Origin of the sequence: Pseudomonas sp. VI4.1 (assembly GCF_002029345.1) — a bacterium.
Classification (GTDB): Bacteria; Pseudomonadota; Gammaproteobacteria; order Pseudomonadales; family Pseudomonadaceae; genus Aquipseudomonas.
In genome coordinates this window covers 29,936-43,822 of the sequence record NZ_MULM01000145.1, presented here as the reverse complement: position 1 = coordinate 43,822, position 13,887 = coordinate 29,936, and the positions used below count along the sequence as shown (strand labels likewise).

At 60.6% G+C, this 13,887-nt stretch carries 14 protein-coding genes; 7 read left to right on the top strand and 7 right to left on the bottom strand.

Features of this window, described 5'->3' with window-relative positions:
• The first annotated feature begins 1 nt into the window (after window position 1).
• Genes peaB through peaD form a run of 3 tightly spaced genes read left to right on the top strand, consistent with a single transcriptional unit; the run spans window position 2 to window position 2,916 of the window.
• Window positions 2-1,432, top strand: a complete 1,431-nt coding sequence (peaB, locus tag BZ163_RS13140; RefSeq protein ID WP_128871271.1) for a quinohemoprotein amine dehydrogenase maturation protein — start codon at window positions 2-4, stop codon at window positions 1,430-1,432.
• Between the two features lies 1 nt (window position 1,433).
• A complete protein-coding gene (gene qhpC / locus BZ163_RS13135) occupies window positions 1,434-1,757 on the top strand; it encodes a quinohemoprotein amine dehydrogenase subunit gamma (protein WP_008027961.1) in 324 nt (107 codons plus the stop codon).
• Between the two features lie 40 nt (window positions 1,758-1,797).
• A complete protein-coding gene (gene peaD / locus BZ163_RS13130; protein ID WP_128871270.1) occupies window positions 1,798-2,916 on the top strand; it encodes a quinohemoprotein amine dehydrogenase subunit beta in 1,119 nt (372 codons plus the stop codon).
• A gap of 111 nt (window positions 2,917-3,027) precedes the next feature.
• Here the strand turns inward: peaD and BZ163_RS13125 are convergent, their stop codons facing one another.
• Window positions 3,028-3,429, bottom strand: a complete 402-nt coding sequence (locus tag BZ163_RS13125; RefSeq protein WP_128871269.1) for a lysozyme inhibitor LprI family protein — start codon at window positions 3,427-3,429, stop codon at window positions 3,028-3,030.
• 225 nt (window positions 3,430-3,654) lie between these two features.
• Here BZ163_RS13125 and BZ163_RS13120 point away from each other — a divergent pair, with 225 nt between their 5' ends.
• Window positions 3,655-4,143 (top strand): SRPBCC family protein, encoded by a 489-nt coding sequence (locus BZ163_RS13120; protein ID WP_128871268.1) that lies wholly within the window; start codon window positions 3,655-3,657, stop codon window positions 4,141-4,143.
• Window positions 4,144-4,787: 644 nt separating this feature from the next.
• On the opposite strand, the gene inhA is transcribed toward BZ163_RS13120, so the two are convergent.
• Window positions 4,788-5,483, bottom strand: a complete 696-nt coding sequence (inhA, locus tag BZ163_RS13115) for an isonitrile hydratase (RefSeq protein ID WP_128871267.1) — start codon at window positions 5,481-5,483, stop codon at window positions 4,788-4,790.
• An 89-nt stretch (window positions 5,484-5,572) separates the two neighbouring features.
• Between inhA and BZ163_RS13110 the strand changes: the two genes are divergently transcribed.
• On the top strand, window positions 5,573-6,556 hold the full coding sequence (locus BZ163_RS13110; RefSeq protein WP_128871266.1) for a GlxA family transcriptional regulator: 984 nt from the start codon (window positions 5,573-5,575) through the stop codon (window positions 6,554-6,556).
• Here BZ163_RS13110 and BZ163_RS13105 read toward each other — a convergent pair.
• The 5 genes from BZ163_RS13105 to BZ163_RS13085 form a co-directional block, all read right to left on the bottom strand.
• Complete coding sequence (locus BZ163_RS13105) at window positions 6,525-7,424, bottom strand: alpha/beta fold hydrolase (protein ID WP_128871265.1); 900 nt, start codon at window positions 7,422-7,424, stop codon at window positions 6,525-6,527. The two genes, BZ163_RS13110 and BZ163_RS13105, sit on opposite strands and share 32 nt — an antisense overlap.
• Before the next feature lie 47 nt (window positions 7,425-7,471).
• Window positions 7,472-7,819, bottom strand: coding sequence for a VOC family protein (locus BZ163_RS13100; RefSeq protein WP_256578999.1), 348 nt, complete (start codon window positions 7,817-7,819; stop codon window positions 7,472-7,474).
• Window positions 7,820-7,860: 41 nt separating this feature from the next.
• Window positions 7,861-8,250, bottom strand: coding sequence for a hypothetical protein (locus tag BZ163_RS13095; RefSeq protein WP_128871263.1), 390 nt, complete (start codon window positions 8,248-8,250; stop codon window positions 7,861-7,863).
• A gap of 234 nt (window positions 8,251-8,484) precedes the next feature.
• Window positions 8,485-10,311: a glycoside hydrolase family 15 protein gene (locus BZ163_RS13090; protein ID WP_128871262.1), complete on the bottom strand. Its 1,827-nt coding sequence runs from the start codon at window positions 10,309-10,311 to the stop codon at window positions 8,485-8,487.
• Window positions 10,304-11,104 (bottom strand): SDR family oxidoreductase, encoded by an 801-nt coding sequence (locus BZ163_RS13085; protein ID WP_128871261.1) that lies wholly within the window; start codon window positions 11,102-11,104, stop codon window positions 10,304-10,306. Before BZ163_RS13085 ends, BZ163_RS13090 begins: the two co-directional genes overlap by 8 nt.
• Window positions 11,105-11,513: 409 nt before the next feature.
• Here BZ163_RS13085 and BZ163_RS13080 point away from each other — a divergent pair, with 409 nt between their 5' ends.
• Window positions 11,514-12,686, top strand: a complete 1,173-nt coding sequence (locus BZ163_RS13080) for an MFS transporter (protein ID WP_128871260.1) — start codon at window positions 11,514-11,516, stop codon at window positions 12,684-12,686.
• A gap of 258 nt (window positions 12,687-12,944) precedes the next feature.
• The gene (locus BZ163_RS13075; protein WP_128871259.1) at window positions 12,945-13,679 is read left to right on the top strand and encodes a thioesterase II family protein; all 735 of its coding nucleotides are present in this window, start codon (window positions 12,945-12,947) and stop codon (window positions 13,677-13,679) included.
• Window positions 13,680-13,887 lie beyond the last annotated feature (208 nt).

The window sequence follows — 13,887 nt, the reverse complement described above, 5'->3', positions numbered from 1 at the left end:
AATGGGCGCTATCTTGAATCTGGTCGAACGCAACCTGCACGAAGTGCACGTCGACGCCGACCGCATGCTGTTCCACATCCCCAGCAGTTCGCTGTTCGCCAGCGATGAGCTGACGGGCACCATCATCGACACCTTGCGCGGCCCAGGCTGTACCTCGGACGACCTGATCCAGCGCCTGGCCGCGCGCTTCAACGGTGAAGAAATCACCGAGACCCTGCGCGAGTTGATGTCCCTGGAACTGGTCAGCGACGGCTCGCCGCTGACCCCGGACATCGGCACCAAGCGGGTCGAGCGCACGGCGATCAATACCGTGGTGCTCAACGTCAACACCGGCTGCAACCTGAGCTGCACCTACTGCTACAAGGAAGACCTCGACAAGCCGTCGGCCGGCAAGAAAATGGACATCGATACGGCAGTCGCGTCGGTGGAAATGCTGCTGCGCGAATCCCCGGATGAAGAGCGTTTCACCGTGGTCTTCTTCGGTGGCGAGCCGCTGAGCAATCGCAAGCTGATCGAGTACATGGTCGACTATTGTGAAAAGCGGTTCCGCGAGGCGGGCAAGTTCGTCGAATTCGTGATGACCACCAACGCCACGTTGCTTACCGAGGAGACCGTGGACTACCTGAATGCCCACCGGTTCGGGCTCTCGGTCAGCATCGACGGACCAAAAACCGTGCATGACCGCAACCGCATCACCGTGGGCGGGCAGGGCACGTATGACGTGGTGCGGCGCAAGGCCGAGATGCTGCTGTCGCGCTACAACAGCCGCCCGGTCGGTGCGCGGGTGACCTTGACCACCGGCGTCACCGACGTCGAAACCATCTGGGATCACCTGTTCAACGAACTGGGGTTTGCCGAGGTCGGGTTTGCCCCGGTGACCTCCGGCGACATCAGTACCTTCAACCTCTCCAGCGACGAACTGATCGAGGTCTTCGCCAGCATGAAGAGGCTCGGTCGGCGTTACCTGGAAGCGGCGCTGGAGCACCGCAACATCGGGTTCTCCAACCTGCACCAACTGATCACCGACATCCACGAAGGCCACAAGAAAGCCCTGCCCTGCGGCGCGGGCCTGAAGATGCTGGCGGTGGATCACAAGGGCGAGCTGAACCTGTGCCACCGCTTTACCGGGTCATCGTTGCCGACCTTCGGCAACGTCCACAGCGGTGTGAAACAGGTCGAGCTGAACGACTTCCTGTCCCAGCGCCTGGACCGCAGCAACACCGGTTGCGAAGACTGCCAGATCCGCAACCTGTGCTCCGGCGGCTGCTACCACGAGAGTTACGCCCGTTACGGCGACCCGACCCACCCGACCTATCACTACTGCGAACTGATGCGTGACTGGGTCGACTTCGGCATCGAGGTCTACACCCGGATCATGGCCCACAACCCTGCGTTTATCAGCAGCTACATCACTCCGCGCAAGGCTCACTGATATGAAACATCTCAAGGCAATCAATAACAAGGCGCTGAAACTCGACGAGGCCGCGGCCGAAAACCGCATCGAAGAAGTGGTGGCGATGAGTTCCGTCGCCGGTTGTGCCTCGACCACCGACCCGGGCTGGGAAATCGACGCCTTTGGCGGCGTGTCGTCGCTGTGCCAGCCGATGGAAGCCGACCTGTATGGCTGCTCCGACCCTTGCTGGTGGCCGGCCCAGGTGCCCGACATGATGAGCACCTACCCGGACTGGAACAAGGATGCCCAGGCGTCCAACGACAATTGGCGCAACCTCGGGACTGTCTTTCCAAAAGACAAATGATCGTCCATAGAAAGCAGCCGGACAGATAGAAGGATTCCCCATGCACAGCATCAAAGCCTGCGGCCTGGCCGCGTTCGCCGTCCTGAGCGCCTGTTCGCTCAGCGTTCTGGCGGATGAAAACACTGCGCTCGAAACCGGTCACGAGTACATGGTGACCACCAATTACCCGAACAACCTGCACGTGATCGACCTGGCCACGGACACCCTGTTCAAGACCTGCAAGATGCCCGACGCCTTTGGTCCCGGCAGCGTGCAGTTGTCGCCGGACCGCAAGACCGCCTACGTGCTGAACAATCATTACGCCGATGTCTACGGCGTCGAACTGGACAGCTGCAAGCAGGTGTTCCACGCCAGCATCACCCAGAAGCCGGGGGAAAAAGCCAGGTCCATGTTCGCCTTCACCGTCAGTCACGACGGCAAGGAATTGTTCACCATCGCCAACCCGACGCTGATGCTCAACGATCGCTACGAAGTGCAACAGCCGAGGCTGGACGTCTACGCCACCGACGCCGGCCTGGACGCCAAGCCGCTGCGCAGTTTCCCTGCGCCCCGCCAGTTGACCATCATGCAGAGTGGCGACGACGGCACGCTGTATGTGGCAGGGGCGGATATCTACAAGGTCGATGTCAAGACCGGCAAGTTCGACGTGCTGATTCCCAGTCGTCACTGGAAGCGCGCGAACTACAGTGCGCCGGACGTGCTTTATGTGTGGAACCAGCAGACGTATCGACATGATTTTTCGCTGCTCTACACCGCGGCGAAATTCAAGGACAAAAAGCAGGACCCGGCCACCGCCGAGTACCTTTACGGGCTGTTCAGCATCGACCTGAAAACCGGCAAGACCGAAACCACCGACTTCGGCCCGCTGACGGAAATCTACTTCAGCGGCATGCGCTCACCGAAGGATCCGAACCTGATGTTCGGCGTACTCAACCGTCTGGCCAAGTACGACATCAAGCAGAAGAAAATGCTCCAGGCGGCGACACTGGATCACTCCTACTACTGCATTTCCTTCAACAAGGACGGGAGCAAGATCTACCTGGCCGGGACGTTCAACGATGTGGCGATCTTCGATCCCGAGACCATGAAGCAGATCGGCAGCATCAAATTGCCGGGCGGGGATATGGCGATCACCACCGCGCAGATATTTGTCCGGTGATGCGGCGACTGCACTGACGCCTTCGCCGGCAAGCCGGCTCTTACAAGAGATCACGCAGAACTTGTAGGAGCTGGCTTGCCAGCGAAGAGGTCCTCAAAAGCACTCGAGAACTTACTGCCCAGGCACCGGGCACCCCAAATCCCCCTCCTGACACTTCAAGTAATTCTTGAACGTCTCCACCCGCGCCTTGGTCAGGTCAGTGATGCAATTGCCGTAGATCAGCGGATAAGCACTGCCACCTTCCACCGCCGAGGCGGAAAACCTGCATTCGGCATCCCGAAACGAAACCCACGCTCGCTGCGCCCCCACCATTAGCTTTTTGCTCTCGGGATTGGCCTTCAATCGCACAGTGATCTGCTGGTAAAGCGCATTCAACTCCTTATCCGCCGCCTTGTGCTGCTGCGCCGCACACTGGTTCATCGTTACCTGATCCGCGGCATTGTCGCAGTCTGCGGCATGGGCAAGGGGGGCGAACAGCAAAGGCGTCAACGCCAGAAGGACGCGTGGGTGCATGAAGATTCTCGCTGTGGGCATGGAAATAGAGCGCAGTGTAGCCAAGCAGATGGCCAACCCCTAGAGACCCCCTGTGCTGAAGGGAGAAATGCAGGGAAATTGCGAACTTACCGCCGTAAATGCAGCCGAATACTACAGACAGGGTTGCTTGCGCAGCCCGATTGATTCAACTTAGGGGTGGTCTTGTGGTCTTACAGGCCTACTGTTCAGTACAGGAGGTGACTTATGAATCCAGCATCAGATCGCATCGAAAGGAAGATCCTGCTCAAATCGCCGCGTTCGCACGTGTGGCGTGTGCTGGCCAATGCCGAAGCGTTCGGCCAATGGTTTGGCGTGGCGCTGGAAGGCAAGCGTTTTGTCGCCGGCGAATGGACCCAGGGGCAGATTACCTACCCCGGATATGAGCACTTGCTGTGGAATGTACTGGTAGAGCGGGTCGAGCCGGAGCGGGTGTTTTCGTTTCGCTGGCACCCCTATGCCGTAGAACCGGACGTCGATTATTCCCAGGAACCCACCACATTGGTGAAGTTCGAGCTCGAGGACATGGATGAGGGCACCTTGCTCAAGGTCACCGAGTCCGGGTTTGACCACATACCGCAAAGCCGCAGGCTCAAGGCATTCCGCATGGACAGCCGTGGCTGGGATGAGCAGATGAGCAACATCGAAGAATTTCTGAAAACCACCGCCAAGGCTCGCGAACATCAGGGAGAGTGATCGCTGCATGTTCGAACCCTGGTTGAAACGCTGGGCGCTGGTGCCGGACGCCTTGGCAGCCCAAGGTCAGCTGCAAGTCGCGAAACTCGCGGCTTCCATGCTCGCTATTTGAAGTGGCTATTTGAAGTGCTCAAGGTTATTCGACAGGGTGGGTATAGCGAATGTCTTACACGCGAAGGTAACGATGTCGTCTATTACCGATTGGATCCGAAGCGTACTATCACCTCATCAACTGAAGCACAGGAAGTACTTCAGGATCACGGATGATCGACCATCGCAAGGAACGCTTCCGACAGGGAGTCGACCATGGTCTTGGGAAAACCCGCTTCGGCGGGTTTTTTTTCGTCCGTTTGAAATGCCCCTGCGAACTTTAGACTTTAATGGTCAATCGCTTACACCAGGGCGCTGGTATGTCCTCTGTTCATGCCTGGGCAATGCACTTATTCTGGATCCATCAACTGAGTAGCAGGATGCACTCAGGATCACGGATGATCGACCATAGGCCTGGATGGCCGCAGACAGGATGTCGTATGGTCTTGAGAAACCCGCTTCGGCGGGTTTTTTTGTGACCGACAGAAAGTCCTCAGTGCATCACTCTGGCCCAGGAACACCGGCAGCCATGACTGACTGCCGGCCGGAATGGATCAGCGTGCAGGCATCTGATCGAGCTTCGCGGCTGCTCGTGCGGTGATTTCGCCGCGTAATTTCAACGAATCGGCCGCCCGCTGCCGGGCTTGCTCCAGCACGCTGCCCGGGGCCGTTTCAGGACTGCCCGAAGCAAACGGCGGTGCCGGCGCGTATTCCAGCTGCAACTGCACCAGTTGCGCCGTGTCCTCATCAAACAACTCAGCCGCGAGGGTCAGGGCAAAATCGATCCCGGCGGTGATCCCGCCACCGGTCAGCAGATTGCCGTCGCGCACGACCCGGTCCTTCACCGCAATGGCGCCCAAGGGTGTGAGCAGGTCGTGATAGTCCCAGTGAGTCGTGGCACGCTTGCCCTTGAGCAGACCCGCTGCGCCGAGCACCAGCGCGCCGGTGCACACCGACGTGACATAACGCGCATTAGCCGCCTGAGCCTTGATGAAGTCCAGCGTCTCGTCATCCTCCATCAGCCGCCCGACGCCGCTGCCGCCGGGAACGCAGATCACATCCAGGGCCGGGCAATCGTCGAAGGTAACGGTCGGTTTCAGCACCAGGCCGGTGCTCGCAGTGACCGGCACCAGGTTCTTCCAGATCAAATGCACCTTCACGTCCGGCAGCGAGGCCAGCACGTCGTATGGGCCGGTCAGGTCCAGTTGCTGAAGCTGGGGGAACAACAGAAAACCGATCTGCAACGTCATGATGTTTTTCTCCTGAAGTGGGTGGACGGCTTCACTCTAGGCTCGTAGGATTTGGCGCATACGCCAATCACCCCACGAATTACGCCAAAATGCCTAAAATCATCCGCGTCCTCGCCTTTGCCAAGGTGCAACTGCTCGATGTCACCGGCCCGTTGCAGGTGTTCGCCTCGGCCAACGACATTGCTGGCCAAAAAGGTTTACCGCCGCCCTATGCGCCGACAGTCATCGCCAGCGGCGGTGGGGCGGTGATGTCGTCGGCGGGGCTGGCGCTGCTGGCCGAACCGTTGCCCGATGGGGGCAGTGACACCTTGGTCATCGCTGGCGGCTGGGGTGTCTATGCCGCGGCGGAAGATGCGTCGCTGGTGGCTTGGGTGCGTGAACATGCAGCGGGGTGTCGACGGGTGTCATCGGTCTGTACCGGGGCGTTTTTGCTGGCGGCCAGCGGCTGGCTCGATGGCCGGCGGGTGGTGACCCACTGGACCCGCTGCGAGCAGTTGGCGCAGCAGCATCCACGCTTGCGGGTCGAACCCAATCCGATCTTCATCAACGACGGGCCGGTGTGGACCTCGGCCGGCGTCACTGCCGGTATCGACCTGGCGCTGGCCATGGTCGAAGAAGACCTCGGCCGCAGCATGGCCCTGGAAGTCGCCCGGCAACTGGTGGTATTCCTCAAGCGTCCGGGTGGCCAGTCACAGTTCAGCGTGACCCTGTCCTTGCAGAAGGATGGTAACCGTTTCGACGACCTTCACGCCTGGATCAGCGAAAACCTCACCATGGACCTCGGCATCCCGACCCTGGCCCTGCAGGCCGGCATGAGCGAGCGCAGCTTCGTGCGCCACTACCGCGCCGACACCGGTCAGACCCCGGCCCGGGCGATCGAACTGATCCGGGTCGAAACCGCCCGGCGCTTGCTCAGCGACACCGGCGTGCCGATCAAACGGGTGGCGATGCAGTGCGGGTTCGGCAGTGAAGAGACACTCCGACGCAGTTTCCTGCGAGCCATGGGCGTGACGCCGCAGGCCTATCGCGAGCGTTTTTCCGTCAGTGCTCAAGCAGATCCAGTAATGCCTTGACCGTCGCGTCGGGCGCTTCTTCGGGAATGTTATGCCCGACGCCTGCCAGCACTCGCCGTTCGTAGCGCCCGGTGAAGTGCTCGGTATCGTCATCGACTTCCGGTGCAGGGCCTACGCCATCGTCGGCACCACACAGGGAAATAGTCGGCACGCTGATCGGTGGTTGTCTGGTCAGTGCTTCTTCCATCCACTCCAGCGCCGGATCGCCGGGGGCGTACATGAAGCGGTGGCGGTAAGAGTGAATCACTACTTCGACGAAATCCGGATTATCAAAGGCCGGAGCGCTGAGTGGGTACAACTCGGGACCTTTTTTCCAGGTTGGTGACCATAATCTCCAGAGCAGTTCACACAGGGCTCGGCGATTTTCAGTCAGGCCTTCGACGCCGCGAGGCGTGTGGAAGTAGTACTGATACCACAGGCGATGTTCGGTTTGCGGGTCCCGCGGTCGGGTCGAGTTGGGAATGTCCTGAAGGTTATAGCCGTCCCCTGTGACCAGGCAGCGAACCCGCTCGGGCCATAACGCCGCTACGATACACGCTGCCCGACCGCCCCAGTCGTAGCCGCAGAGGGCAACTTGTTTGAGTGACAGGGCATCCATCAGGTCGAGCAAGTCCTGGGCAAGGGCGGCTTGTTGTCCGGAGCGTGGGGTATCCGCTCTGGTGAAACGGGTCGGACCATAGCCACGCAAGTACGGGACGATGACGCGATAGCCCTTCGCGGCGAGCACCGGGGCGATTTCGTCGTAGGCGCGAGGGGAATAGGGGAAGCCGTGGAGCAGGATGATCGGCTCGCCGATAGTGGGGCCATGTTCTTCATAGGCGAGGTCAAGGCGGGGTGTTCGGGTAATCGTGATTGCATAGCCAGTCATGACAAGCTCCAGATTATTTGGGCATTCTGAATAGCCGGATCATTGCTTTATCGAACGAGCCTTTGCCTGAGCCCGATGCAGTTACCCCAGGGATCCCGTACCTGACAGATCCGGTCGCCGCCCTCAATGTCCAGCGGCCCACGGTAAAGCGCGGCGCCGATCGTGCCCAATCGAGCCACTTCGGCATTCAGATCCGGGACGGACCAATACACTACGGCGCCTGCCGGGCCACAGCCGACTTTTTCATCCGCCTGCACTATTTCCAGCGCAACACCTCCCATGTCGAGGTGGCCGTAATCATCGGAAGCAGGGTGTACTTGTACTGCCGTTACAAAGGCACGGGCATACCACTTAGTGGCGGCACGCCAATCGGGCACATGAAGTAATACAGACACGATAGGGTTACCAGACACAGCTGGGTGCTCCTCTACGATCGTCAGGCTTCGGCTTCCGCCACCTGATTGAAATACTTCGACCGATCCGGCGTAAAGGTCACCACCATTTTGGTCCGTGAACAGGTCAGCGCCTTTTCTTCACTCAGATCGATATCCAGATCCTCTCCACGCAACCCCTGCCATTGAGCCAGGTATTTGAGGGAACCATATTTTTCGAGTTTCTTCAGGCTGCGGCTGACGCCACCTTTCCAGCCCAGCACCGGCAGTTCGCTGGCAAGGCATTGTTGGGCGAGGTCGGGGAAGCGGGTGGCGCGTTGGCGGCCGACTTCCCAGCACTTGATCAGGCCTTTGTCATGGGCTTCCCACAGTTCTTCGCGGTTCAGGCCTGAACGGAGTGGGGTGTCGATGCTGCGGTGGATGCGCTGGGACATTCGGGTTCCTTGAATTCGGGTTTTGTTGGACAGCTCCGCTGTACCCGTTGAGGGACGATGGTAGGGAGGGATGTGGTGGTTGGCAATAAGGGATTGTCGGTTGTGGAAGTGCGGTATTTCGCGGTGGTTGTGAAAATTTGTTTGCTGGTTGTAGGAGTTATCCTACTTAGCCCGTTGGTTCTTTCGCCGCTATTCATCCCGTCTTGAGTTGTGGCGGATGGCCCCTTCGCGGTCTCAAGGCTGCCAGTAATTCTTCTCCCCACTCAATTTCCGATCGAGAAAACACGCCGCGCTGATCAGCGCCAGATGCGTCAGCGCTTGCGGTGTGTTGCCCAGGTGCCGGGCATGGCTGTCGAATTCTTCGGCATACAACCCCAGCGGATTGGCAAACCTGAGCAGTTGTTCAAATTCCAGATGGGCCTTCTCCACCTGGCCCGCCCGGGCCAGGCATTCGACGTACCAGAACGAGCAGGCGGCAAACGCGCCTTCGGTGCCGGCGAGGCCGTCGATCCCGCTGTCTTCGTTGCGGTAGCGGTAGACCATGCCGTCGCGTACCAGGGTTTTTTCAATGGCTTGCAGGGTCGACAGCCAGCGCGGATCCTTGGCGCTGACGAAGCGCACCAGCGGCATCAACAGCATCGAACCGTCGAGGGCGGTGCCGCCGATGTGCTGGACGAAGTGCCCACGTTCCTCGTTCCAGAAATTTTCCCAGATGTCGGCGTAGATCGCCTGGCGGGTCTGGTCCCAGCGAGCGAACGGGGCGGGCAACGAGCGTTTGGAGGCGAGACGGATGGCGCGGTCCAGGGCTACCCAGCACATCAGCCGCGAGTGCAGGAAGTGATGTTGCTCACCGCGCATTTCCCAGATGCCCACATCTTTTTGCTCCCAGGTTTCGCAGACTTGATCAACCACTTCCACGGCGTGTTTCCAGCCCTCATGGGAGATGGCGTCGCCGTATTTATTGACCAGGTACACCGCGTCCATCAGTTCGCCGAAGATGTCGAGCTGGATCTGATCATAAGCTTGATTGCCAATACGCACTGGCACCGCGCCGCCATGGCCGGACAGGTGCGACAGTTCGGTTTCCGGCAACTCCTGGCGACCGTCGATGCCGTAGAGGATGTTGATTTTCATCGGCTTGCCGTGGCAATCGCTGACCCGCCCGCGCAACCAGCGCATGTAGTCGTTGGCTTCCTGGACGTATCCCAGGCGCATGAAGGCGTACACGGTAAATGACGCATCGCGGATCCAGGTGTAGCGATAGTCCCAGTTGCGCTCGCCGCCAGGCGTTTCCGGCAGACCGAAGGTGGCGGCAGCGACGATTGCCCCGTGTTTGCGCGAGGTCAGCAGCTTCAGGGCCAGGGCCGAGCGATTGACCATTTCCCGCCAGCGCCCCCGGTAATTGGATTGGCCGGACCAGTCGCGCCAGAACTTCAGGGTGCGCTCCAGGCACAGGGTGGCGCCTCCTTCCTTGAAACGCGGATCGTCGATGCCGCCGAGCAGGAACTCGGCATGCTGGTCCTGTTCCAGGGTGAATTCGGCAACCGCCGCGTTGCCATCGATGCGCAACGGCTGGTCCGAAGTCAGGCGCAGGGATGGCTGATCGCTGGCCTCGAAGATCACGTGTTGTTCATCCAGGCGCGCACGGGTCTGGGCGCGGGCGTAATCGTGCCGCACGGCGCAACGCATATGAAAGGTGACCCGACCACTGACCACCCGTACCCGCCGCATCAACACCGGCAGATCATCCTCGCTGTCGCCGATGGGCAGCAGGTCGGTGACCTCGACCACCGCGTGCTCGCTGAGCCAGCGGGTTAGCAGGACATTGGTGTCCGGCAGGTAAATCTGCTCGCGGCGGGCGTCGGGCAGGTCTGGCGCCAGTTGGAAAATACCCGCCTCGGGCGTGTCCAGCAGCGAGCAGAAGATCGACGGACTATCGAATTCCGGCCAGCAGAAAAAGTCCACGCTGCCCTTGTCGTTGACCAGCGCCGCGCTGCGCATGTCGCCGATGATGCCGTGGGCGTCGATGGCGCTTTGTCGTTCAAGTTGATAATCAGCCATTGCCGCGAAACTCCGGATAGAGGCTCATGCCGCCGTCGATGAACAAGGTGGTGCCGACGATGTAGTCGGAGGCATCGCAGGCGAGGAAGACCACCGCACTGGCGATATCTTCGACCTCGCCGACCCGGCCGTAAGGGATGAGCTTGAGCAGTTCCCGCTCGGCGGCGCCTTCAGTTTCGCAACGGTTGATCGCGGTGCGAATCGCCCCCGGCGCGATGCCGTTGACGCGGATTCGCTGATGGCTGACTTCTTGGGCCAGGGTCTGCATCAGCATGTCGACGCCACCTTTGGACGCGGCGTAGTTGACGTGACCGGCCCAGGGGATGCGCTGGTGCACCGAGCTCATGTGGATGATCTTGCCGGCGGCCCGGGACACGCCTTCGCGAACACCTTGCCGGTTGAAAATACGCAGGGAGGCACGGGCGCAGAGGAACTGCCCGGTGAGGTTGACACCGATCACCTGGTTCCAGTCGGCGAGGGTCATGTCGACGGTGGCGGCGTCTTTCTGCATACCGGAATTGGCCACCAGAATGTCCAGATAACCGAAGGCGTCAAGGGTTTGCGCAAACAGTCGTTCGACGTCGTCCTCTTTGGAAACGTCGGCACCGATGGCGATGGCGCGGCCACCTTCATCATTGATCTGCCGGGCCAGTGCTTCGGCGGGTTCAGCCTGGGAATGGTAGTTGATCACCACTGCGGCACCGGCAGCGGCCAAGGCCTTGGCAGCCGCGGCGCCGATGCCGGAACTGGCGCCGGTGACCAGGGCGACTTGTTGGTCGAGGGAAAGCTGCATAAATGTCAGCACCTTGAGTTGAGGGCCTAAGTAGCTGACTGGGCAAATGCATCAAGAGTTCAGCGGCAGATCAAAAGATCGCAGCCTGCGGCAGCGCCTGCATTGACCGCGTTTATTCACAAAATTTTGGCATTCCGACTCTCTGCAGGCGCTGGCTTTTCGGATCGCCGCACCGCAGCGAAGGCGGCCTTGAGGCTTGCAGCGCCCATGAAGACGCCTTCGCCAGCAAGCCGGCTCCTACAAGGGCCGGCGTTTTCCACGATCCAGCGGTACGCAAGTGAAGGAGCAGGCGCTGCCGCAGGCTGCGATCTTTTGATCTTCAAGGCGTTCACATTCAGCCAACAATTACCTGCTTCCCCCACGATCGGCCTTATGGCAACTTGCAGGCCCTTGTCGAGACCTGCACCCCATGGCAAACCCCTACCGCGAGCTATTCAAAGCCCCAGGCGCCCGGGCTTTTGTACTGGCCGGGATGATCGCGCGCATGCCGATTTCCATGACCGGCATCGGCCTGATCACCATGCTCTCGCAACTGCAGGGCGGGTACGGATTGGCGGGTGCGGTGGCCGCGACGTTTGCCCTGGCGACGGCATTTTGCGCACCGCAGGTTTCACGCCTGGTGGACCGTTTCGGGCAGCGGCGCATTTTGCCGATCTCGGCGCTGGTCGGTGGCGGGGCGCTGTTGCTGGTGTTGCTCTGTACCCGCCTGCAGGCGCCGAACTGGACCTTGTTCCTGTTCGCCGCGCTGGCCGGTTGCATGCCGAGCATGTCGGCGATGGTGCGGGCCCGCTGGACCGAGTTGTATCGCGGTCAGCCCCAGCTGCAAACCGCCTATGCCCTGGAGTCGGTGCTCGACGAGGTCTGTTTTATCGTCGGGCCGCCGTTGTCGGTAGGGTTGTGCGTGGTGGCGTTTCCCGAAGCCGGACCCTTGGCGGCGTTGCTGATGCTGGCGCTCGGGGTCACCGCGTTTGTCCTGCAACGCGCCACCGAGCCGCCGGTGCATCCCCATGAAGAACACCATCAGGCTTCGATCATTCGTTCCAGCGAGATCCAATGGCTGGTGCTGTTGATGATCGCCATGGGCACCATCGTCGGCGTGATCGATGTGGTCAGCGTCGCCTTCGCCCAGCAGCAGGGCCAACCGGCGGCGGCGAGCATTGTGCTGTCGGTGTATGCCATCGGTTCCTGCATGGCCGGGCTGGCGTTCGGCGCGTTGCGCTTGAAAGTGCCGTTGCCCCGGTTGTTCCTGTATGGCGGGGTGGCGACGGCGGTGACCACCTTGCCGTTGCTGCTGGCGGCGAACATTCTCGGATTGTCGCTGGCGGTGTTCGTGGCCGGGCTGTTTTTCGCGCCGACACTGATTGTAGCGATGGCGTTGGTGGAGCGAATCGTACCGCCGGCCAAGCTCACCGAAGGCCTGACCTGGCTGGTGACCGGGTTGAGCATTGGTGTGGCGATCGGCGCGGCCAGTTCGGGGTGGCTGGTGGATGCCTTTGGCGCCCGCAGCGGGTTTTGGGTGGCGATCGGAGCGGGGGCTGTGGTGCTCGGTTCTGCAGTCCAAAGCCATCGTTATTTGAAATAGAGATCAAAGTGTAGGAGCTGGCTTGCCAGCGAATGCGGTCTGTCAGTAAACATCTCTACTGAATGTGCCGCTGTCTTCGCCGGCAAGCCGGCTCCTACATGGGGTTGGCGTCGCTCCCCGAATTCGTGTTCACCGAAAATCTCCTGTAAGCGGGCAAGTCGAATCGTCGCACCGCCGCTCCCACAGGATGATTTGTACAACTAATTTCCTCTGGCGCTCATCCGTTCTCTTATACAGACAACTATCGAGGTAAGCCCGGTGACCCAGCTGACATTGCTGTGCCTGCCCTATTCAGGCGCGAGTGCCATGGTCTACAGCCGCTGGCGGCGCAAACTGCCAGAGTGGCTCAAGCTTCAGCCTGTCGAGCTGCCGGGCCGTGGCGCGCGGTTTGGCGAACCCTTGCACACCGACATGCGGCGCCTGGCGCTGCAACTGGCCCATGAACAGAAAACCACGCTCAAGGCACCCTATGCGGTGTTCGGCCATAGCCTGGGCGCATTGCTCGCTTGTGAAATGGCCCATGCCTTGCGCTTGCTGGGCTTGCCGGAGCCGGTGGCATTGTTCGCTTCAGGCACCGCTGCGCCGACGATGCGGGCCGACTACGATCGGGGTTTCGCAGAACCCAAGACCGATGCCGAGCTGATCGAGCAATTGCGCACGCTCAACGGCACCAGCGAAGAAGTCCTGGCCAATGAAGAGCTGATGAACTTGACGCTGCCAGTGCTGCGCGCCGATTTCCTGTTGTGCGGGCGTTTCGAACCGGTGCAGCGGCCGTTGCTCAAGTGCCCGGTGCACGTGCTCGGCGGCACGACTGACCGCGCCACCACCGAGCAATTGATCGGCTGGCGCAAGGAAACCCACGGCAGTTTTTCCGTGGACATGCTGGCCGGCGGGCACTTTTTCATCCATGAGCACGAGGCCAAGGTGTTGCGGGTGATCAAGGATCAGCTGGAAGTTCATCACCGGCGGCACGCCATGGCCTCCAGCGCCTGACCCCTCGATCACCAGCCCCAGACCGCATCTCTGATGCCCGACCCGCCGCCACCCCTGTAGGAGCTGGCTTGCCAGCGAAGAGGCCATCCCAGGCGACATCAATATCGCCTGACCCACCGCCCCCCCTGTAGGAGCTGCTTGCCAGCGAAGGCGTCGGATCAGTGGACATCGATGTTGAATGTGCTGGCCCCTTCGCTGGCAAGCCAGC